Annotated in this window: 19 protein-coding genes; 12 read left to right on the top strand and 7 right to left on the bottom strand. The window is 42.3% G+C overall.

Annotation, left to right across the window (positions count from 1 at the left end):
- Nucleotides 1-6 precede the first annotated feature (6 nt).
- Nucleotides 7-1,779 carry a ribosome biogenesis/translation initiation ATPase RLI gene (locus tag BLP52_RS13460; RefSeq protein ID WP_091711007.1) on the top strand — a complete coding sequence of 591 codons (1,773 nt, stop codon included), beginning with the start codon at nt 7-9 and terminating at the stop codon, nt 1,777-1,779.
- Between the two features lie 31 nt (nt 1,780-1,810).
- On the opposite strand, the gene BLP52_RS13465 is transcribed toward BLP52_RS13460, so the two are convergent.
- Nucleotides 1,811-2,608 carry an alpha/beta fold hydrolase gene (locus BLP52_RS13465; protein WP_091711008.1) on the bottom strand — a complete coding sequence of 266 codons (798 nt, stop codon included), beginning with the start codon at nt 2,606-2,608 and terminating at the stop codon, nt 1,811-1,813.
- A gap of 110 nt (nt 2,609-2,718) precedes the next feature.
- Between BLP52_RS13465 and BLP52_RS13470 the strand changes: the two genes are divergently transcribed.
- A complete protein-coding gene (locus BLP52_RS13470; RefSeq protein WP_091711009.1) occupies nt 2,719-3,552 on the top strand; it encodes an AIM24 family protein in 834 nt (277 codons plus the stop codon).
- 64 nt (nt 3,553-3,616) lie between these two features.
- Here the strand turns inward: BLP52_RS13470 and BLP52_RS13475 are convergent, their stop codons facing one another.
- Genes BLP52_RS13475 through BLP52_RS13495 form a run of 5 tightly spaced genes read right to left on the bottom strand, consistent with a single transcriptional unit; the run spans nt 3,617 to nt 9,129 of the window.
- Nucleotides 3,617-3,916: a hypothetical protein gene (locus BLP52_RS13475; RefSeq protein ID WP_154717891.1), complete on the bottom strand. Its 300-nt coding sequence runs from the start codon at nt 3,914-3,916 to the stop codon at nt 3,617-3,619.
- 57 nt (nt 3,917-3,973) lie between these two features.
- Nucleotides 3,974-4,393, bottom strand: a complete 420-nt coding sequence (locus tag BLP52_RS13480) for a hypothetical protein (RefSeq protein WP_202905796.1) — start codon at nt 4,391-4,393, stop codon at nt 3,974-3,976.
- A 21-nt stretch (nt 4,394-4,414) separates the two neighbouring features.
- Nucleotides 4,415-6,241 (bottom strand): COG1361 family protein, encoded by a 1,827-nt coding sequence (locus BLP52_RS13485; RefSeq protein WP_154717892.1) that lies wholly within the window; start codon nt 6,239-6,241, stop codon nt 4,415-4,417.
- Nucleotides 6,242-6,259: 18 nt separating this feature from the next.
- Nucleotides 6,260-7,330 carry an ABC transporter permease gene (locus BLP52_RS13490; RefSeq protein ID WP_091711012.1) on the bottom strand — a complete coding sequence of 357 codons (1,071 nt, stop codon included), beginning with the start codon at nt 7,328-7,330 and terminating at the stop codon, nt 6,260-6,262.
- Nucleotides 7,331-7,356: 26 nt separating this feature from the next.
- Entirely contained in the window at nt 7,357-9,129 is a 1,773-nt protein-coding gene (locus BLP52_RS13495) for an ABC transporter permease (RefSeq protein WP_238380843.1), read from the bottom strand.
- 179 nt (nt 9,130-9,308) lie between these two features.
- Between BLP52_RS13495 and BLP52_RS13500 the strand changes: the two genes are divergently transcribed.
- The 10 genes from BLP52_RS13500 to BLP52_RS13545 all read left to right on the top strand — a co-directional run bounded on the left by BLP52_RS13500 (nt 9,309) and on the right by BLP52_RS13545 (nt 20,500).
- Nucleotides 9,309-10,118 carry a mechanosensitive ion channel family protein gene (locus tag BLP52_RS13500; protein WP_091711014.1) on the top strand — a complete coding sequence of 270 codons (810 nt, stop codon included), beginning with the start codon at nt 9,309-9,311 and terminating at the stop codon, nt 10,116-10,118.
- 86 nt (nt 10,119-10,204) lie between these two features.
- On the top strand, nt 10,205-11,122 hold the full coding sequence (locus BLP52_RS13505) for an ABC transporter ATP-binding protein (protein WP_238380844.1): 918 nt from the start codon (nt 10,205-10,207) through the stop codon (nt 11,120-11,122).
- A gap of 101 nt (nt 11,123-11,223) precedes the next feature.
- On the top strand, nt 11,224-11,727 hold the full coding sequence (locus tag BLP52_RS13510; protein WP_162272992.1) for a MarR family winged helix-turn-helix transcriptional regulator: 504 nt from the start codon (nt 11,224-11,226) through the stop codon (nt 11,725-11,727).
- On the top strand, nt 11,720-13,174 hold the full coding sequence (locus BLP52_RS13515) for an MATE family efflux transporter (RefSeq protein WP_091711016.1): 1,455 nt from the start codon (nt 11,720-11,722) through the stop codon (nt 13,172-13,174). The genes BLP52_RS13510 and BLP52_RS13515 overlap by 8 nt, the downstream gene beginning before the upstream one ends.
- A gap of 213 nt (nt 13,175-13,387) precedes the next feature.
- Nucleotides 13,388-14,587: an adenosylcobinamide amidohydrolase gene (locus tag BLP52_RS13520; protein ID WP_238380845.1), complete on the top strand. Its 1,200-nt coding sequence runs from the start codon at nt 13,388-13,390 to the stop codon at nt 14,585-14,587.
- An 11-nt stretch (nt 14,588-14,598) separates the two neighbouring features.
- Entirely contained in the window at nt 14,599-15,582 is a 984-nt protein-coding gene (locus tag BLP52_RS13525; protein WP_091711024.1) for a TIM barrel protein, read from the top strand.
- A 134-nt stretch (nt 15,583-15,716) separates the two neighbouring features.
- Nucleotides 15,717-16,271: an ArsR family transcriptional regulator gene (locus BLP52_RS13530; protein ID WP_091711017.1), complete on the top strand. Its 555-nt coding sequence runs from the start codon at nt 15,717-15,719 to the stop codon at nt 16,269-16,271.
- A gap of 124 nt (nt 16,272-16,395) precedes the next feature.
- Entirely contained in the window at nt 16,396-17,538 is a 1,143-nt protein-coding gene (locus BLP52_RS13535) for a radical SAM protein (RefSeq protein WP_238380846.1), read from the top strand.
- Nucleotides 17,535-18,380, top strand: a complete 846-nt coding sequence (locus BLP52_RS13540) for a DUF4130 domain-containing protein (protein ID WP_238380847.1) — start codon at nt 17,535-17,537, stop codon at nt 18,378-18,380. The genes BLP52_RS13535 and BLP52_RS13540 overlap by 4 nt, the downstream gene beginning before the upstream one ends.
- A gap of 5 nt (nt 18,381-18,385) precedes the next feature.
- Entirely contained in the window at nt 18,386-20,500 is a 2,115-nt protein-coding gene (locus BLP52_RS13545; RefSeq protein ID WP_091711018.1) for a MutS-related protein, read from the top strand.
- 7 nt (nt 20,501-20,507) lie between these two features.
- On the opposite strand, the gene BLP52_RS13550 is transcribed toward BLP52_RS13545, so the two are convergent.
- A partial coding sequence (locus tag BLP52_RS13550; protein ID WP_162272977.1) for an IS1 family transposase occupies nt 20,508-20,844 on the bottom strand: 337 nt, incomplete at its 5' end.

Below are 20,844 nucleotides of genomic sequence, written 5' to 3' on the forward strand. Positions count from 1 at the left end.
TCTTACATGCGAATTGCCATATTGAACAAAGACAGGTGTCAGCCAAGACGCTGCAGTCATGAATGTGAAAAATATTGTCCCCGTGTGAGAACGGGCGATGAGACCATAATCTTTGGAGATGACGGAAAACCAATAATCTCAGAAGAGATGTGCGTAGGTTGTGGTATATGTGTCCACAAGTGTCCGTTTGAAGCTATTATGATAATCGGTCTTCCGGAAGCACTTACCGAACCAACACACAGGTACGGCCCGAATGGTTTTGCGTTGTATGGTCTGCCGATCCCGCAGGTTGGAAAAGTAACTGGTATCCTTGGTCCCAACGGTATAGGTAAAAGTACCGCAGTACAGATCCTTTCCGGAACTCTTGTTCCTAACTTCTCAGAGGATAACAGCAACTGGGAAAGGGTGCTTGATCACTATGCAGGAACAGCTCTTTACGATTATTTCAGTGACGTAGTTGACGGCAACATAAAAGTGTCACAGAAGCCTCAGTATGTGGATATGATCCCAAAGGCTTTCAAGGGCAAGACAAGTGAGCTTCTTGACAAGACCGACGAAAGAGGCAAGCTTCCTGAACTTATTGAACGCCTTAACCTTTCACATGTAATGGACCGCAAGATAACAGAACTCAGTGGCGGTGAACTACAGAGGGTTGCCATTGCAGCCTGTGCAGCCAAAGATGCTGATTTCTACTTCTTTGATGAAATAAGTCCCTATCTTGATATTTACCAGCGTATTAATACCGCGCAGCTTATTCAGGAAATATCTGAGGAAAAAGCAGTTCTTGTTGTAGAACACGACCTTGCAATACTTGACATGCTTGCTGATGCAGTTCATGTGGCATATGGTGAGCCTGGTGGATATGGTGTGATCACACATCCAAAAGGCGTGCGTGTTGCTATTAACCAGTATCTTAAAGGTTTCCTTCCAGAAGAGAACGTGCGTGTAAGACCTGAAGCTATTAAGTTTGAGGTTCACCCTCCAAGAGTTGAGACCGATATCAACACACTTCTTGACTATGATGCTTTCTCCAAAAAATACGGCGAAGGTTTCTCACTTTCTACTGATGGTGGTTCACTGAAGGAAGGCGAAGTTCTGGGAATTGTCGGTCCAAACGGTATTGGTAAGTCCACTTTTGTCAAGATACTTGCAGGCGAGATAGAGCCTGATGAAGGAAAGCTTGACCATGACATCAAGATCGCATACAAGCCACAGTACATCAAAGCTGACAGTCCGATGCAGGTTCGCTATTTCCTTGGTGGTCTTTCCAGTAAATTCAATAGCAGTTATTTCCAGACCGAGATCGCAAAACCACTGAACATTGAAAGACTCTACGACCGCATGCTCACAGAGCTCAGTGGCGGAGAACTCCAGAGAGTTGCTATTGCCGCATGTCTCTGTCAGGATGCTGATATGTATATTCTTGACGAGCCAAGTGCCCACCTTGACGTAGAACAGCGTTCTATGGCAACAAAGGTCATCAAGAGATTCGCCGAGAACAATAGTAAGACCGCAATGGTCGTTGACCACGACATTTACATGATAGATATGCTGAGCGAGCGTCTCATAGTATTTGAAGGTGAACCGGCGGTCTATGGTAAGGCACACCAGCCTTCCAGCATGCAGGACGGTATGAACAAGTTCCTGGCAAATCTGGATATCACATTCAGGCGTGATGAAGATACTTCCCGTCCGAGGGTCAACAAAAAGGATTCAAGACTTGACAGGGAACAGAAATCCAAGGGCGAATATTACTACCACAATATTGCTGATGAATGATCATTCATCTGCCTCTTTTTCCTTTTTTTCTTCAACTTTCAAGCTCTTTTTCCAGAACCCGATAGAACTCTGTGGATGCATGTCGTTCCAGCCACGGATAGTGACCGCAGTTCTCAAGCAGGACGAACCTGAAGTTTTCAAGTGTTCTTGAGAGAGGCTCCTTTACTCCTTCGTATGGATGCGGGTCATAATCTCCATGTATGGCAACCACAGGACAATGGATATTTCTTCCCATGTTCAGTAGTTTTTTTGATCTTCTGAGATAATCGGCTTCTTCCCATACTCTTTTATTGAGATTATAACAGTCATGACAAAATGTCGGATTAATTTCCCACATTGATTCCAGATCAAAGGAATCAGCATCAGAAATGAGTTTTCCAAATCTTGCAAAGGCAACATTCTTATTGCTCACAGCAGTATTATTCATACTTGTACTCAGGTGCAGGTATTCCTGTCTTCCGCTTTCACCAAGTCTTTCCAGTCTGGTGGACATGATCAACCTTGCATAATGTTCCTCAAATGGTCCACTGGCCACAAGAATTAGCTTACTGACATATGTAGGGTAACGCGCAGTGAACATGAAAGCCAGCCATGCTCCCCATGAATGTCCTATCAGTGTCACTGGCAATTTAGCATGTTTTTTAAGCATCGACCTGAGTTCATTTATCTGCCCGTCAACACTCATGGCAGTCTGCAAAGGTTCCAGTACGCTGTATTTATCTGAAAGTTGTTCGGCCATGTTAGTCACAGTTCCGGGTGCTCCGGGACCGCCGTGTATAACTGCGATCTTGTACGGTTGATGGCCGTGTTTTATTGGGTTTGAGTACATTTTCTCAGCAAACAGTTTAGATATATTTATATGTAGTGTATTAATATATTATTCGCTTACAAAGCAAGGTTAATTTACCTTAATGTGATTTCTCACTTGGATGTGGTATTATGGCGGAAAGTAAATTCTATAACAACATCAACGTTCTTGACAGTGTCGATAAAGGAAATTTTAAAGCAGAGATCATAGAGTATAAATCTCTCACAGGAAGCAAGGCCCCTTCACTTGCAAGGCACCTGTACTATATACAGCAGGCAGGCATGACCCTTAAGCAGGTAAAGGTCACATTGAACAACAGCGGCGTGATCGTTGAGCCTGGAGCTCTTTACTTCCAGAAAGGTAATATCACATGTGATGCAAACATAGGCGGTGTTAGTGGTCTTGCAAAGAAGGTGATCAAGAACAAGCTCACGAACGAATCTGCTTTCAATCCGCTTTACAAAGGTTCCGGCGAGGTATTCCTTGAACCAAGTTTCAGTCATTTTATTATTGTAAGCCTTGACAATGGTTCTATAATAGTGGACAAAGGCATTTTCTACTGCGCAGAATCAAGCCTTGAAGTAGGCGTTGCAAGTCAGAAGAATATCACAGCAGGTCTTTTCGGCGGTGAAGGATGGTTCCAGACAAAGATTAGCGGAACTGGTACATGCATACTTGAAAGCCCTGTACCTATGTCTGAAATATTGAAATATAACCTTGACAACGAGCGTCTTCAGGTTGACGGTAACTTTGCTCTTCTCAGGTCTGATTCCGTAAAATTCAGTGTTGAAAGATCAGGCAAAGGAATTGCAGGAAAGCTTACATCAGGAGAAGGTCTTCTTCAGACATTCGAGGGATCAGGTGCCGTATGGCTTGCACCAACACAGCCTGTATACGGTTCAATTGGAGCAAGTGGTGTTTCATCACTGGCAGCAGCACCATATAACAGGAATAATCCGGCATAAGGGAGTGATTTACTCCTTTCTTTTTTAGGTTCTTTTAGTTATATTGCGTTCCTTTCTCACATTTCTATTCATCTTTGTTGATACCTTTTTTGAAACTTCTGGCATAGCTGTAAGCCTGATGTATGTTGTATAACCAGAATGCAATGAAAATGAATAATGGTAATATAAGGTGGGATGTGATTATCAGTATGAAAGCCAGGACAAAATAAAAAGAGCCTCTGCCAAAGTCTCCATTGTACATCTGGCCAAGTCCTGGAAACACTGCGGAATACAGTCCGGCTCTCCAGGGTTTTGGTTTAAAATCCTCAGCCGCAGTTTCTATCTCATCATTGTTTTCCATTAGTTCTTCGGTGTTCAGGAACACCCCCCCGCATAAGTCTATTTTAAAAGATGTGCTGTTTACATAACACTTTTGTGGCCATCATTTTTTGCGGTTAAGGATATCTTTGAAGTTTTCAATAGCATCGTACACGCTCTTATCCAGTTTTGCAGAAACTCCGGTTTTAATTGTACCGTCCGGATTTTTCTTCATCCTCATCCCCTTTCCAAGATACCATGTCAGGAATTCCGTGTACAGGATAACTCCAATGAGGGTGGACCAGATCATAAGCAATATGTGGAAGTTATTCACCGGTACAAGACCGTTAGCCAGCGACATCTGCTGGATGGAAAGAAAAGCAATTGATATGTCCGGTATCACGAAAATAAATGCAAGAGGGATCACCAGCAAAATAATAAGTGCAAGCCTGGATGACATATTGATCAGGACAAAGAGCACTACAATTACAAACAAGGCAAAAAGCATTGAAGATCCTATAAACGCTGCAATATTCATACTCAATTCCTGATTAATATTTTTTCATTACTTATATACTCTGGATATAAATAAATATGCGAATGTCGGCACGATTGCAATTAAAGCTAAAAGGCTTACAAAAGATGAAACAAGGAACTTCATGACCTCTATGCTTGTAATATCCGGGTCTGCAACAGATGTGTCACTGGGGTACGAAGCCGATGCATCCAGTTGATTGTATGTTTGTTCGTAGTATTGATCATCGACCTCAGTAGGTGCATCATCAATGTAAAGGAAAAGCTCATCTGAAACCATATTCTCTTTTTTGCCATTCTCATCCGTAAGACTGAGTTCTGTTTCAGGTAGATAGTATTCCCCGGCTCTTTCTGCCTTTACAGTATATCTGAACTCTTTTGTTGTTCCTGCTGCAAGTGTTCCATGCCATTCTCTTTCTCCGACAACGTAACTGAGCTCATCAGGTATAGTTTCCCTGAATGAGATGTCTATATCCCTGTCACCTTCGTTTGTGACTTTGAGTATTATGTCAATAGTTTCTCCCACAACCATGTAGCTGGAACTTATTTCTTTCTGGAGTATGACCCTGGAACCACTTACATGGAATGTTTCTTCTATCGGGTTGGATTGCATCGTATAAGTTTCGCCGCTATCTTTCCAGGCAACTGTGGCAGGCTCAAAGGTGAAATTTCCGGGTTCTGTAGAGGATGCAAAATATCCTATGGTCTTTGTCTCTCCTGCAGCAAGCACCATTGACCATTCAGCATTTTCAATATCATTTGGAATGAATTCAGGTGGAAGAACATCGGTAACCGTAACTGCGGTCTGGAAATCTGCTTTATTGGTAACTGTGATATTGATCTGGAAATACTGTTCGGTTCCAAATTCAGGATTATCTGATGTCTTTTCTTTTGAGGTTACTTTCTTCTCAATGGAAATATATGAATTGACAGTTGCTTCTGTTTTTATCTGGTTGTTGTATTTATTTCCCCTGTAGTCATATCCTTCTACACTGGTAGTGATCGTGATATTTCTGGTAACAGGCTCAATATAAGGCTTTATACGTATCTGGAACTTTTTCTTTTTCTGCGGGTCCAGTATGGAATGTTGCTGTGTTACAAGTTCTACTTCGCCATCATCACATTCAGTGGTAAGTATGATGCCATGCAAAGGTATTGTTCCATTGTTGGTGACCACAAGTTCGTATTCCACATAATCATTTGGTTCATAGCTTTCCTGAAGATTTCCAACATCGATCCGGATCTGCGGCGCACCAGGCTTGAGTGTTTCAATGAAAACTTCCTGTGTGTCCATATTGATGTATACTATATTGATCATGAAATCTTCTGAGAACTTTTCGTAATCACCACTATTGTAAGTTCTCTGGTACTCTTCTTCGCCAACCCTGACAACAAGATCTGCTGTACTTCCGTTTATTGCTTTAAGGGTAATGCGATAATCATTTCCTGATAGTGAATCACCAGCTTTGAATGCCGTTTTTGGGATGTCTGTGACCCACACAAGTTCGGATTTATGCTTATATATATTCAGGGAAATTCTGTTATTCTCTATTGAGACAACATTGATCTTCAACTCACCATCATAGATGTGTTCATTGTTGACTCCTGCATCCACTTCAAAAGCTTCCATATAAACAGAGTTGCTGTATATCAGCAGGGTTGCAGTGGGCACGGTTCCATTGCTAATATCATTTAACTTGACAGTGAATCCTTCAAGGTATGCTCTCTCTCCTATACCAAGTTCATAAGAACCCTGGAATATCCATATGTCCTCTTCTCTTATCGAAGTGGCATTTGCGGAATTTATGAATGCTATCAGGACAATGGTCAGTAAAAGCAGCTTGATCAGTCGCATCATTATCATCTATGTATTTCTTTAAATGTTATGTGGGTCTTTTTTGATAACCAGCATCGTTGCCAGATATAGGAACAGTGCCAGTAACAGGTAAATGCCGGTCCATGTCCAGCTTTCTATTGCAGTGATACTATCAATGGAAAGCCGTGTCACAAGGTTAAGTGGGGAATTTGTGAACAGGTACGATGACATGAACAGGAATATCAACATAAGTGAGTACAGTAGCTGTGCTACACCCCTGTCTTTGAAGAACACCGCAATTATGGTACTTGAGAAAACAAGCACGGATGCTATGAGTGTGACTATCAGCAAAATCTGAAGCGAATGGCTTATGGATATCCGGTTCATGGACAAAAGCAGCATCCAAACAAATGATTGCAGTGGTACGATAAGAATAGCAAGTATGGCTTTGCCGCTTATGATCTCAAGCAAAGATGCTGGCGATGCAAGAAGCAAGTCCATTGTTTTGCGTTCATACTCTTCAGTTATGAAATCAATTATAAGTCCACCGGAAATGAAAGCAGGTGTGAATACCAGTAGTGGCAGCAGTGCCACATAAACGAATTCAAAGAATGTTGATGAAGCATGCACTCCTCTTTTAATGATATTGAACTCTATAGGTGAATATCCCGGAAGTCTTTGTGTCCTGACATCCCTGACGCTCTGTTCGTATTCTTCCAGCGATTCCTTCAGCTGGAGTGATATGACAGTAGCCTTTATTTCCGATTTAGGAAGGTATATGTCAACATTGAGCAGATCTGTGCCTTCGGCTGTTCCAAGGGGAGTTACTATGATAGCATCTATTTTCCGGTCAAAGAAGTCTCCATAGGCTGGAATGAAGTCATTGTACAGGTAAGTATGCACATTGTTTTCTATCAGTATGTTGTAGAGTTCATCATCATGAGTTCCCACAACTCCGATGTTAACTCCTTCAAAGTCAACATTTCCAAGTGCTGTTGGGTCATAGAAGGATGTCAGTCCTATGACAAGGAACGTTGAGAATGATGCTATGAAAAGCTGGATTATAATTGCAAGTATGAAGGTTTTCTCTGTAAGGAGGTCTTTGAATTCCTTCTTCGCCACAGTTTTCATTTTCCTGCACGAGTTTCCGGTATCTCTCAGAATAACAGCCCCCTGAGGATTGTCATGTTATATATGGTGTGGAAGATTGTTGCAGCCACTACTGCATATTTATAGGCATCAGGTCCCTTCCAGTACATTACCAGTGAACTGATAATTATGGTTGTTACATGCAGAAGCAGTGGTACCAGTAGCAATGCACCCATTGTCATTACTGTTCCGAAAGCTGAACTTGCAATAGGTGCAAGTGTAAGTACAGCAACGGCTTTTTCTCCAACAAAGAATCCTGCACCGGATAGTATTGACAGGCGAATTGCATTTTTGAATGTTATTTCACTTATCTTTCTCTTGAAAAGTGTATAGATTCCTATGGATTTGACTATCTCTTCAGCCAGTGCTGACAATATGATCATTGCAAGTATCGAATATGGGACAGGCAGGTTGAAGAGCATCACAATGAGCATGAGTTGTGTCATATATACTACAGGGATGAAGATGATGCTGAGGAAAAATACAGAGCCGTAGCGGTATGAAAGGAACATCTCGAAACAGTCTATTATCTTTGAGCCAATTGATTTCTGAGTGAACAGGTCCTCCTCCCTGAAGATGGAAGTTCCGAATGCATACACAGCCCCAGCCACAAGATAGAACGGTAATGTGGAGAACAGGTATGTGTTCATGGGCACTGATTCCCCTTCAATGAGCCTGACTATCAAAGTGATCGGGGAAATGGAACTTATTGCATGGATGTTAGCGAACATTGCCGGGAAGAACAGGTATCCTGATATCACTACTGAAAGGAAGACGCTTGCAAATGTGAGTTCCTTGAAACTCCTTGAGAGGATTGCGCTGTAAAAAGAAAGTGCGAAAAAGAGTAGTATCACCGGTAATATTGCAGCCAGTATCAGGATAACTCTTTCCACATCAGCAAGTGTAGATGGCATCTTGAGTATGTACAGGGTTATGGCTGCCTGGATAGCCATTGTTATTACAAGGTACGGTACGGTCTTGCCAATAACTACATCCCTGCTTTTAAGCGGTGCTATAAGTACAAGTTCTCCTTTGCGGTTGGTACGCTCATCCATCAGGCTGGTGGAATAGAATTGTGATACGAAATATATCGGGAATATGAACAAAAATGCGTAAAGTATTGCTGTAAAAGGAACAGGTGGGTTGAAATTTGATGGTGTTGCAATGGTCTGCCTCTCAAAGAAGGTTTTTCCTTGCATGGCATCAAGTGCCTCGATGTCTTCGGGAGATATTGTTGATGAACCGGTCCTTACGCTGCCAGTGCCACTTGTTGCTTCACGTCCGCCGGGTACGTTATCAAGTCCCGCAGTCCTGTTGTAACCTCTGCTGAGCTCATCCAGTGTATTTGTGGCTCCTGCAAGCTGGAAGTCCTGAGGTCTTTCCAGGTCATGGACGGTGACCCATACCGGATGGGTATTGTTAATGTCATTATATGAGCTGAGTACGATCTCTCTGTACTCTTTGAATGTATTTTCAAGTGCGTCACCTGCAGATGCAGCTTTTCTGGTGTCGCCCAGGTAGACATTGTTGCCGATAATGGCCATGTCCGCTCCGTATTCATAGTATACGGTTGCCTCATACCTATCCACAAGCATGTAGTCAAAGCGCTGATCTGTCTGGATAATTGGTTGCACGTCCGGCTGGGAAAAAGCTACAAGGTATATCTTCTGGTTCATGCTCATACCGGTTTGTGATGCAGCGTAGGATGCGGCTATCACAAGTATGAGTGATATTATGAGCATGATTATTGAGCGCGCATCAAATTTAAGTTTTGATCGCATCAACTCCCATTTTGCGATAGTTAACCAGCCTGGCATAGTATTTTATTAGTAATCTATTATATTAATATCTATTTCATAAAAATACTGTATATTAAAATTATTAAAATTAAAAAGAGTTATATGCATCAAATCACCCACTATTTATTGATAGTTTTTATTATTTAGTGGAGTTGTGATAAATGGCAGATATTTTATCTCAGGTAATTCCTTACACAAATATCACCGTGGCAAATATTGTGTTTGCCCTGGTAGTGCTTGTTGCTGGTATTGCCATTGCGGGAGTGCTTTCAGGTATGTTCCGCAACGGGTTGAAAAAGACAAAGCTTCCTGAACTGATTGTTGAATTCCTTGTGCGCTTCCTGCGTGCCCTGTTATACGTGGGTGTGCTTCTGGCAGTTGTCAGTGCACTTGGAGTTGACATAAGTTCCGTTGTAGTTGGACTTTCCGCAGTTATCGGTTTAGTTCTTGGATTCGGTATGCAGGATTCACTGAACAATCTGGCCGCAGGTGTGTGGATAGCATCCCTCAGGCCACTTGACAAAGGAGAATACGTAACAGTTAATGGTATGTCAGGTACAGTACATGCCGTTGGTATTATGGCAACAGAACTTCTCACACCTGATAACCAGTTCATAACCCTGCCTAATAAACTTGTGTGGGGTAGTCCTATCATAAATGTTACCCGCATGCCAACCAGGAGGGTGGCTGTTGACGTAGGTGTAAGTTATTCTACTGATATTTCCAATGCAGTTAAGATCGCACTGGATGTTATCAAAAGGGATTCCCGTGTGCTCACTGACCCGGCTCCTGCAGTTATAACTACAGAACTGGCAGATTCATCAGTGAATTTACAGCTTCGTGCATGGGTTAACACTTCAGACTTCTGGGGTGTAAAGAATGATCTTACAATAGCTATCCATGCAGAATTCGGTGCTCAAGATATCGAGATTCCATTCCCACAGATGGATGTGCATATGTATAAGGTCTGAAGGTCTTACTGGCATAGTTGTTATCCAACTATGCTCTATTTTATTTTATAATTGGATTTATATATAGTAAGGTTCATAGTCTAAGTGTGGAACCTGGAATTATCGAAGTAAAAGGACTTCGCAAGGAATATGGCGATTTTGTAGCTGTTGATAACCTTTCATTCTCTGTGGAAAAAGGGCAGATCTTCGGGATAGTTGGTCCAAACGGTGCAGGTAAGACCACCACTCTGAAAATGCTTAGCAGTCTTATCAGGCCAACAACCGGTTCAATCCACATGAAAGGTCTGGACATAGCCACTGATGCCGTTGAAATTAAATCATTCCTTGGATTTCTTCCTGAAGAGTCTCCTCTTTACGAGGGCATGGAAGTAGACGATTATCTGATGTATTTTGCTGAGTTATACTGTGTTCCTAAAGACCAGGCGAAGAAGAGAATACGTGAGCTTCTTTTTGATCTTGCCCTCAACCCTGACGGCAAGAAGATAGGTGATCTTTCAAAAGGTATGAAGCGTAAGGTAGCCATTGCGCGCTCACTTATCAATGATCCTGATGTTCTTATCTATGATGAACCTGCCTCGGGTCTTGATCCTATGACTTCCAGGTATATTACGGATTATGTTCGCTCTTTGAAACAATCCGGCAAGACTATCATATTTACTGCTCACAACCTGTACCAGGTCGAAAGTCTTTGTGACAGGATACTGATCTTAAAAGGTGGAAAACTTGTGATACTTGGCACTGCTGAGGAGATCAGGAAAGAGTATGGAAAGATCCAGTATCGGCTTGAGTTCAAGGTTGATGACGTTACGGACTATACTATCTCTGAAGTGATCAAAGAAGTCGATGGAAGCTATGTTGTCATCACAAACGATATTGATGTGGTAAACCAGACAACTAAATGGGTTGCTTCCAAAGGCGGCGACATTGTTGAAATGCGCACTATAGTCCCGTCACTGGAAGAGATTTTCCTTGAGCTTATGGGCGTTGAACTTTTTGTTGATTGATCTATCTTCCTTTTTTCATATGGCATACGCTTTTATAGATTAGTTGCATATGCAACAATTGCGTTTGCAATAATTGCAATAGCAACATTATGGTGACCTTAATGACTTCTGATCCTAAATATACAGATCTTAACGACTATTCCTGCAAATGCATAGGAAAAAACGAATGTATAGGCCGTGATATCTCACACCTTTTCAGGTCTATCAATATCTATCTTTCAAATGAACTGGATGCATACGGTCTGGGAAGTGGTCAGTTTCCATTTTTCATGCGCCTGCTTCACCATGACGGTGTCAGTCAGGAATCGCTTGCAAATATGTTGAGATACGACAGGGCAACGATCACCCGTTCGTTGAATAAGCTTGAGGATCAGGGTTATGTGATCAGAAAACGCGACCCTAACGACAAGCGTGCCTATTGCGTTTATCTTACCGGTGAGGGTCAGAAAATGGCTCCTGTACTGATGGAAATAGGTGCTAATCTCAATGATGTACTGCTTCGGGGTTTCAATGATGAGGAAAAGGCTATGTTCATCTCACTTGTGGAAAAGGCGGCAATGAACATTGCTTCGGAAAACGAAATAAGGAAGGCTTCTAATGACTGATAATAACTTTAATGATAACTCTGAGCCAAAAGCAGGGCTTGGAAAAACCACCTCCGGCATGAAGGCCATACTGGGCGACCCTAAAAAAGCAATGATCAAACTGGCATTGCCAATGATGCTTGGAATGTCTGTCCAGACACTTTACAACCTAGTAGATACATTCTGGGTTTCAGGACTTGGAGCTGATGCACTTGCAGCAGTTGGTTTTGTTTTCCCGTTCTTCTTTGCTATAATCGCATTGTCAAACGGTCTCGGTGTAGGTGCAGGTTCTGCAATATCCCGAAGACTTGGTTCAAGGGATAAATGCGGGGCTGATAATGTTGCAGTTCACACAATGATACTGATGCTGATACTTTCAGCTCTGTTCACAATACCTCTGTATACTTTTGCTGAACCAATATTCGTTCTCATAGGTGCAGGAAAAACAACTGCAATGGCAAGTGCCTATGGTAAGATCATCTTTGGTGGAAGTATCCTCCTATTCTTCACCAACGTTGCAAATGCCATACTGCGTAGTGAAGGTGACACCAAAAGAGCTATGAATGCCATGATATTCGGTTCAGTACTAAACATAATTCTTGATCCTATATTCATCTATAAGCTGAATATGGGTGTTTCCGGTGCAGCCTGGGCAACAGTTCTATCAATGGCAGTTACTGCAGTTATGATGGTGAACTGGCTGTTCTTCAGAAAAGATACTTACATCACATTTGATTTCAAGGACTTCCATTTTGAAAAAGGAATTCTCAGGGATATTTTCCGTGTTGGTGTACCGGCATCAGTGCAACAGACATCAATGGCGTTAATGATGCTCATAATGAATGTCATCATAATTGCTGTGAGCAATACCGATGGTGTTGCAGTTTATACTGTAGGATGGCGTGTTGTTACCATTGCCATTGCTCCACTAATAGGAATTGCCACAGCAGTTGTAACACTTGCAGGTTTCTCATATGGTGAAGGTTCCTATGACAAGGTGTCTTTCACACACATATACGCCATGAAAGTAGGTTTTATAGTGGAAACGGTGATAGCTTTCTTCACTTTTATCCTGGCACCTCAGATCGCGTGGATATTCACGCTTTCAGAAAGCGCATCACACATCACAAATGATCTTACTGTATTCTTAAGGATCATTTGCATATTCTATCCTACCGTCTCTCTGGGTTTGCTTTCTTCCTCTCTGTTTCAGGGTGTTGGTAAAGGTATGAATGCGCTCTTTGCTTCCATACTGCGTGCTCTCATATTTGTTCCTCTGTTTGCTGTGATCTTTGCCTTCAGCCTGAATATGGGACTCATTGGCGTATGGTGGGGAATGGTCACAGGTAATATACTGGGTTCTTTGTTCATCTTCGTCTGGGCAAGATTATATGTTTCAAAGCTTGTGAAGTCGGGAACCGTCCACAGTAAATCTGCTACACATGAGCACGAGGAAACTGGAGCATGAATTTTCATGCTCCATTGTATTAGAAAAGATATTTAAAACACACAGTGATATATTCATTAATGTCCTGTGCAACCAGATCCTCCGTGTAACCGGATTTAGTCGCAGGACAGATCATATGTATTCACACATGCGATACCGACACTCTATTATCTCTATTGTGTACGTATCATATGTTTTATTTATTGTTGATTTTAATATCCTAAGGAATATTTCATGACTTCCGGAACCACAGACGGGGATGATATGGATATCAACCCTGCAAAGACTGACAGCAATGCAGAAAGGAAAAGTACTCTTCTTTTTGAGACCACAGGAAAGGAGAAAATTTACCGCTTCAATGATTCTATTCTTGTTAGCTTGCCACAGGGACGTAAAACACTTACTACCTCCTGGTTAAACGGTGGATATCGTGAAGATGTCAGGGCAGTTTTCAATCATATGATCCCAAAAGGAAAACATGCACCAAAAGAGCTGGAAGGAGGTAGTGTCCCTGCTTACCTTCGTATCATCGCAGAAAGACTTGGAGCCGACCCGGATACTTCTTCAGGACTTCTGACAGCTGCCAACATGGACAACGTTGCCATAGTTACGAAATCTTTCCGCGGGGTCGAAGTGACTGCTATCATGACTGCCGGTATTGAAGTCAATGGAGGACGTGCCGGTGATCCTGCATCGTATTATCAGGAGAACGGTTCTCATCAGTTCATTCAGGGCACTATAAATATGATCCTTGTCATTGGTGGCGATCTTCCTGAATATGCCATGGCAAGAGCGATCATTACCGCAAGCGAGGCAAAGGCTGCGGCGTTACAGCAATTGATGGCACCGAGCCGTTATTCGCATGGGATTGCCACTGGTTCAGGAACTGATATGGTTGCAGTTGTCTGTGACGGGACAAGTTCTCTAACTTTGACAGATGCGGGGCAGCATTCAAAACTGGGAGAACTTATCGGTAAAGCTGTTATTGAGTGTACCCACAAGGCACTTGAGCTTCAATCTGATCTTACTGCTCTTTCACAGCGGGACATGCTTGTGAGACTTGAGCGTTTTGACATATCCGAGGCGGATTACTGGAAGGTTGCCTCAGGACTGAATGGTGCTAATCGTAAAGCGGCTTTCCTGAAAGTTCTAAGAGAAATGTCCAAGAACCCGGTACTTGTAGGGGCAACCGGTACGGTATTACATATTGTGGATGAGATCTCATGGGGGCTTATTCCTGAAACAGCCGGGAGGAAAGTTGCTGTTTCTCTGATGAAAGGCCTTCCTGCTATGCTTGGAATGGATGATTCCATACCATTTGATGAACTTACGGATGAAAAAGACTGTATCATAGACAACTGGATACGTGTTACCGCATGGATGGCAAAAAACTGTGATCATAAGGATTTGTGTTCTCAGGTGGTGCAGGGGTAGGTGATGGAGTTATGAAAGAGATGGTGAATTTCTCTTTGTATGAGAATGATATGAATATGTTCGGTTCAGACTGGGGACGTATACGAAATTTCCTTGTGCGACACGATCTTGATGGACTGGAGCTCTTTGTGGATTCTTCTTCTCTGCCGGATGATGTGCCAAAGGATCTGGTTGTAGGGGTACATCTGCCTTACTGGATGGGGAGACACAGGGCATGGGTTGATCCGTCTGTTTTCACACAGGATATGGAGGAATTTGAAAGGATCTATGTTTTCGGTGGTGGAAGTCGCAATGATGTGATAGCTACTTTCAGAAAGGCTCTTGAAAATGCTCATACTCTGGAGGCTTCATATGCTGTATTTCATGTATCCTACGCCGAACTGGAACAGGTATACACCCGATCCTTTGATTGCACGGATTACGATGTACTTGAAACGACAGCAGATTTTTTGAATGAAGCTGTTTCTGTTTATCCGAATGGTGAGCCTCCGGTGCGTCTGTTCTTTGAAAACCTCTGGTGGCCGGGGCTTACATTCCTGGATCCCATGAATGTTGAATACTTTGCATCACTGCTTGATTTTGATAACTGGGCTTTTGTTCTTGATACGGGCCACCTGATGAATGCCACCATGAAATGTGAGGATGAGAATTGCTCTATCAGTGTGGTACTTGATGTGCTTTCCAGGCATTCGGAAGACTTTATTAAAAGAATTGAAGGCATGCATTTTCATTGTAGCCTGTCGGGAGAGTTCATGCGAAGCTCAATGGATCTGGAAATTCCAGAAGGTTTTGGAGACCTGTCTTTTCATGACCGTCTGATGTCTGTAATGGGGATACTTGATCAAATGGATCAGCATATGCCTTTTTCCAGCGAGAATTGCTCGCAGATAGTTGATATTGTGTCTCCCGATTTTCTGACGCATGAATTTGTTGCAACTGACTTGCGCTCTCTTGATGAGAAATTGTATATACAGACAGGTGCATTACGTAAATAAATTCTATTTTTTATTACTTTTCCTTTTATTATTGATATTTTTAGTTTTAGTTTTTTATTTTTTCAGATTATGGTCTGTTTTATGAGCTGTTTTTGCAGAAAAGTATATATGGCACACATGAATTACTTCTAATTATGAGCACTCTCGATAACAAAGACTCCGAGAATCCAGAGCACACTGACCGTCTGAAACTGTTTAGTGCTCTTGGAAGTGAAACCAGGCTCAGAATGCTTCAAAGGCTGACTGAGGGTGAAATGCACATATCAGAACTTGCAAGGGAACTTAGTATCTCTGTGCCGGTTGCTGCAAAACACGCAAATATACTGGAGGACGCTGAGCTTATACAGCGTAAGGTTTATGGAAAGACCCATGTCCTGCAGCTTAACAATAAGAACATTTTCCATGCATTGGACATCTTTGCACCTTCCAGGACTGTTGAGGTCAAAAAGGGCGCAACATTGCTGGAAGCACTTAAGAAGGCAGCAGTTGTTGAAGTAAAAGATGTTCACGGACAGGATAATATTGTTTCCACCAACGGCGAGGAAGGTTTCTTTGTCTACGAAGTCGATGGTGTCTTTTCTGACAAGAATGTCAATGAATACGTTTTTGATAAGAATTCCACAGTTATGTGGAAAAAGCTGGAACCTATCAGCATTTTGAAAGTTAAGGTTAAAGTCCAGGATGAGTAATCTCATCCCCGAAGAGCGTTAAACCGTTCTTCTCTCTTGTATGTTATTTTTATTTTCTTATTCCTAGAATACTTTCACTCCGCTTACAGGCTGCTTATATTCATAACTGTCATATCCTTCACTGATGACCCACAGAAGTCCTGCTAATGAGCACCATATGACGCTTATGGAAAGGATGAGAGTATTGTCCGAAGGCACGAAGTATGATAGTTGCAACCAGAGCGCTGTCTGTCATGCTTTCGGACCTGATGGCCGTTGCATCCAGCTCTACAAAACGCTGATGACAAATGCCTGCTCCGGGGAGTGCACGTATTGTCCGAACAGGTGCGGCAGGGATTCTGTGAAGGCATCGTTGAGTCCGGAAGAGATCACAAAGATCACGTGGTCTTTCTATCGCAGAAATGCAATTGAGGGATTGTTCCTGTCATCAGGTGTAATAGGTGATGCTGAAAGGACCGCTGAGAAGCAACTGGAGGTAGCAAGTCTTCTGAGAGGACAGGGGTTCACAGGTTACATACACATCCGTGTGATGCCGGGAACACCTAAGTATCTGCTGGAGGAGATCGCTGAATATGCAAACAAGTTCGGAGTGAATGCAGAGACTACCAGTACTATCAATTACTCGGAGATCTGCCCGAATTTTGATTATAAGAACGATGTACTTCAGCGTTTACAATGGACAAGGGATCTCATTAACAAGAAAAGAAAGAAAGAAGGTTTCAGAGGCCGCATAATTGGTGCCAATGACACTCAGTTTGTTGTAGGAGCAGTGCAGGAATCTGACAGGGAGATTATCGGAACCGTTGAGAATTTCATGAGCAGATATGAGCTAAGAAGGCCATATTTCATGAGTTTTGACCCGGTTCCATTCACACCTCTTGAAAATAATGACCCTTCTCCAATGTGGAGAGAGATAAGGCTGTATCAGACATCATATCTGCTGAAGGATTATGGCATGACTGCATATGACTTGGATTCTGTTCTTGATGACAATGGTTTCCTTATGGATATGGATCCAAAGATGCTTCTTGCATCCTGCAATCCGGATATGTTTCCGATCAATGTAAATACTGCAAGCAGAGAGGATCTGCTCAAAGTGCCGGGAATCGGGCCTGTGGGTGCAAACAGGATAATTCAGTCAAGGCCAATAAGTTCTGAAAAGGAACTCTCACGTATGGGTGTGGTTATCAGCCGTGCCAGGCCGTTTATAGAGCTCAATGGAAAAAGACAGACGAACCTTTTCTCTTTTACAGGTGTGGGAGCATGATAGTGGCATTCAGGGAAAATGTGGAAGGTGTTCTGCTTGCATGTGCAGAACTTATGGATAATAAAGATTGTGAACTCATCAGTGCGAAGGACAGGGATGCACTGAAGAGAAAAATGGAGTTTGCAGGTATAACTGACGTAAAAATGCTGGGATTCAGGGCTACAGTTGATACTTCAAAACTTGTACGCCATATTTTCGGTTCACAAAGTACAAGGATGTTCCAGCGTGATCCAGATGTTGAAGGCTACATTTCTCTGGTTCTGCGGCACCACAGTTCAAGTCCCATTGAACTGGTATACTTTTTGGCTTCATGTGAAGGAAATGGCGAGTTGCTATATTCAGGCAAGACAAGAACCGGGAAAAAATATTATAATTATATGCGGGACGTGAGTCGTTCATACCATCGTTTGTGCATGTTTGCACGACCATACTCTGTGAATGGTGTGCTTTCTGTGAAAGTAGATTCTCCACATAATATCGGAGATATGTTCTGTCGCTGGCTTGCAAGAAAGAATCCTGATCTTCCTGTTGCAGTTATAGAAAGGGATGTTGCGTGGATAGGAAACGGCAGCCATGTGGGATTAGAACACTATACCTGTGTTCCTTCTTCTCTTGCAGGAAGTCTGGAATTCACATCCACCACAGATGAGATAGATGACCTGTGGGATATGTATTATGATTCACAGGCAATTCACAAGAGGAGAAACAAGTCTCATGCAAAGCAATTGCAACCAAAGGCATCAGCTTCAATGAGCAAGATGTCCGAAAGGGACAGGTATAAAGTTGAAAGGGGAATCGCAAATTGTACTCTTGACAATTTTGCATCAGGATCGGAGGTATGAATTAAATGCTGGCGGAAGTAAGGACATTACAGGACATTCCCGGTATAGGGGATAAGATGTCAAAACGTTTCGTGGAACATTTTGGTAGCGAGGTTCAGGCGCTCGATGCGATATTAGCTGGTGACATTGCCAGCATTTCAGAAGTTGAAGGAATAGGACAACGTTATGCCATATCATTGATACAGGATGTTGCATCCAGAGTTGAAGGTGTGACAGTAGCTGACTTTCTGAGAACAAGGGAGGCAATGGATGTCTATGAGAAATTGCTTGACCTTGTGCGTGAGTTTGCACATGCTCGATATTCAAGGGAAAAATTGCACGTTTTTTTCCCTTACCCTTCCTCAAAGGAACAAAAGATCATGCAGGTGAGAGAGTCTGTTTCATATTATATGCACACAGCCAGCCTGCTGGAGGGTGACGATAATGTTGCTGATCTTCTATCAACTGTTTCCCAACTAAACTTCAGGTATCAATGTCCCAAAATACGGGACCGTGTGATCATCACATCAGAGCAGGAATGTTATGAGTCTGCAAGAAAACGTTTTTCAGGATTAGTTGACGTTCATTTTGCGAGATCTCTTTCAGAATTAATAGATATCTCCAGGGGTTTTTCCCAGGTTATTGCAGTAGGTGATAAGTTCCTGGCTTTTGATTTCCCTGAAGATGTTGAGCCGGAATTCGTATCTGATCTTGATGACCTAGATGATTATAAGATCATACCGGAAAAAGAGATTTTCCTGTTTTCCCGTAATCTCAGGTCACTTGAGTCGTCTGTAAATTTAGTGAGGCTACTGCGGTCAAAAGGTGTGAACTTCTTTGAGAAAATGGATGATGATTCCATTGAAATGTTGTCATCGACCTTGGCACTGATTGATGAAGACGGCGACATTGTTCATGGAATGGATGCTGAACTTGACCGGATATCCGATGCGATTTCCAGTCTTAATTCAGTTGTTGCTGAAACTGTCAGCTCTGTAAATAAAGAACTGAATTCATCACTTGAGAACAGTCAGATGACATTGAGTGGTCAGGACATGCTCAAGGTCATGAATGGTTCAATGGAACTAAAAGAGATACTGGGTAAGAAATTGCATAAGAATTATAGTTCAATTGTAAAGGATGCTGTTGAAAGAATATGTAATGAACTTCACCTGGAGAAAAAAGAACGCTTACTTGTGGATTCTCTTTTCCCGGAAGAAATAATGCATCCAATAGAGGCCGACGTTGAAAGTCTTAATAACCTCAGGCAGCACTTGGACAAAAAGGCAAAGAAAAGAAAGTTCAATCACAAGCGTGAAGTTTCCCGTATATTATCTGCTTACAGGGAACTTTCCCGGGAGATGGTGAAATCGGTTCTTGATTTTGATGTAGGTTTTGCTATTGGACTATTTTCAAGGGCATACGGTCTTTCAATGCCCACTATAATAGATGGTGCTGGTATTGGGTTTAAGGGAGGAAGGAATCTTTTCCTTCTTTCAAGACATGGGGGTGTAATCCCGGTAGATTATTCTATAGGTTCAAGTTCATTTGGGCCGGAAAACGATGATAATCGTGTTGTACTTTTAAGTGGAGTAAATTCAGGAGGTAAGACCTCCTTGCTGGAATTGCTTTCACAAAGCATTATTCTTGCTCATATGGGTTTTCCGGTTCCTGCAGAAAAAATGGAAATTTCCCTCACCGAATCGATGTATTATTTTGCCAAATCAAAGGGTACACTGGATGCAGGTGCTTTTGAAACTACTCTTACAGAGTTCTCGGTGGTGGCAGATGAATCTGCCAAATTCGTTCTGGCTGATGAGTTGGAATCTATCACTGAACCCGGTGCATCAGCAAAGATCATGGCAGGAATTCTTGAAGTGCTAATGGAGAACGATAGTACAATGTCAATTTTTGTATCTCATCTTTCCGAGCAGATATTGGAAAATACCAATTGCAATATCCGGGTTGATGGAATTGAGGCCAGTGGTCTGGATTCAGAATTGAATCTTGTGGTTGACAGGACTCCACGATACAATTATGTTGCAAAAAGCACACCTGAACTGATAGTAGAGAGACTTTCAAAGAAGACCGGTGGTAAAGAACAGGAGTTTTACGACAAATTAAGGAACAAATTCCAATAAGGCATTGTTACTCAAATATAGTTAACTCTTTATTTCTGAATTTCATTAACAGTAGGACAGAGTACCGCAGCATTTCAATACTCTTTGTATAACACTTGGACTTTCTTCTCAACCTTGCCAGAAAATGCCTAAATATACTATTATATCCTTCTACAGTATATGTTTCTGCTTTGGATCGAGTATGAATCGCCGCTGGAAGAAACTCTGCATATGCTTTCCAGTGATCCGTCATGACTTCTTTTATCTCAATATCCTTTAATTTGTCCCAGAGTTGTATTCCAGTTTCTGTGCCTCTGCTGCCAAAAGAACAGTTGATGAACCTTTTCCCAACTCTATCAATAGCA

The sequence above is a fragment of the Methanolobus vulcani genome (assembly GCF_900100715.1).
Classification (GTDB): Archaea; Halobacteriota; Methanosarcinia; order Methanosarcinales; family Methanosarcinaceae; genus Methanolobus; species Methanolobus vulcani.

Excerpts from the sequence above, each read along its gene's own strand:
- BLP52_RS13460 (WP_091711007.1), top strand. The coding sequence starts at position 7 with ATGCGAATTGCCATATTGAACAAAGACAGGTGTCAGCCAAGACGCTGC.
- BLP52_RS13465 (WP_091711008.1), bottom strand. The coding sequence starts at position 2,608 with ATGTACTCAAACCCAATAAAACACGGCCATCAACCGTACAAGATCGCA.
- BLP52_RS13470 (WP_091711009.1), top strand. The coding sequence starts at position 2,719 with ATGGCGGAAAGTAAATTCTATAACAACATCAACGTTCTTGACAGTGTC.
- BLP52_RS13485 (WP_154717892.1), bottom strand. The coding sequence starts at position 6,241 with ATGATGCGACTGATCAAGCTGCTTTTACTGACCATTGTCCTGATAGCA.
- BLP52_RS13490 (WP_091711012.1), bottom strand. The coding sequence starts at position 7,330 with ATGAAAACTGTGGCGAAGAAGGAATTCAAAGACCTCCTTACAGAGAAA.
- BLP52_RS13495 (WP_238380843.1), bottom strand. The coding sequence starts at position 9,129 with ATGCGATCAAAACTTAAATTTGATGCGCGCTCAATAATCATGCTCATA.
- BLP52_RS13500 (WP_091711014.1), top strand. The coding sequence starts at position 9,309 with ATGGCAGATATTTTATCTCAGGTAATTCCTTACACAAATATCACCGTG.
- BLP52_RS13510 (WP_162272992.1), top strand. The coding sequence starts at position 11,224 with ATGACTTCTGATCCTAAATATACAGATCTTAACGACTATTCCTGCAAA.
- BLP52_RS13515 (WP_091711016.1), top strand. The coding sequence starts at position 11,720 with ATGACTGATAATAACTTTAATGATAACTCTGAGCCAAAAGCAGGGCTT.
- BLP52_RS13520 (WP_238380845.1), top strand. The coding sequence starts at position 13,388 with ATGACTTCCGGAACCACAGACGGGGATGATATGGATATCAACCCTGCA.
- BLP52_RS13525 (WP_091711024.1), top strand. The coding sequence starts at position 14,599 with ATGAAAGAGATGGTGAATTTCTCTTTGTATGAGAATGATATGAATATG.
- BLP52_RS13530 (WP_091711017.1), top strand. The coding sequence starts at position 15,717 with ATGAGCACTCTCGATAACAAAGACTCCGAGAATCCAGAGCACACTGAC.
- BLP52_RS13535 (WP_238380846.1), top strand. The coding sequence starts at position 16,396 with ATGACCCACAGAAGTCCTGCTAATGAGCACCATATGACGCTTATGGAA.
- BLP52_RS13540 (WP_238380847.1), top strand. The coding sequence starts at position 17,535 with ATGATAGTGGCATTCAGGGAAAATGTGGAAGGTGTTCTGCTTGCATGT.
- BLP52_RS13545 (WP_091711018.1), top strand. The coding sequence starts at position 18,386 with ATGCTGGCGGAAGTAAGGACATTACAGGACATTCCCGGTATAGGGGAT.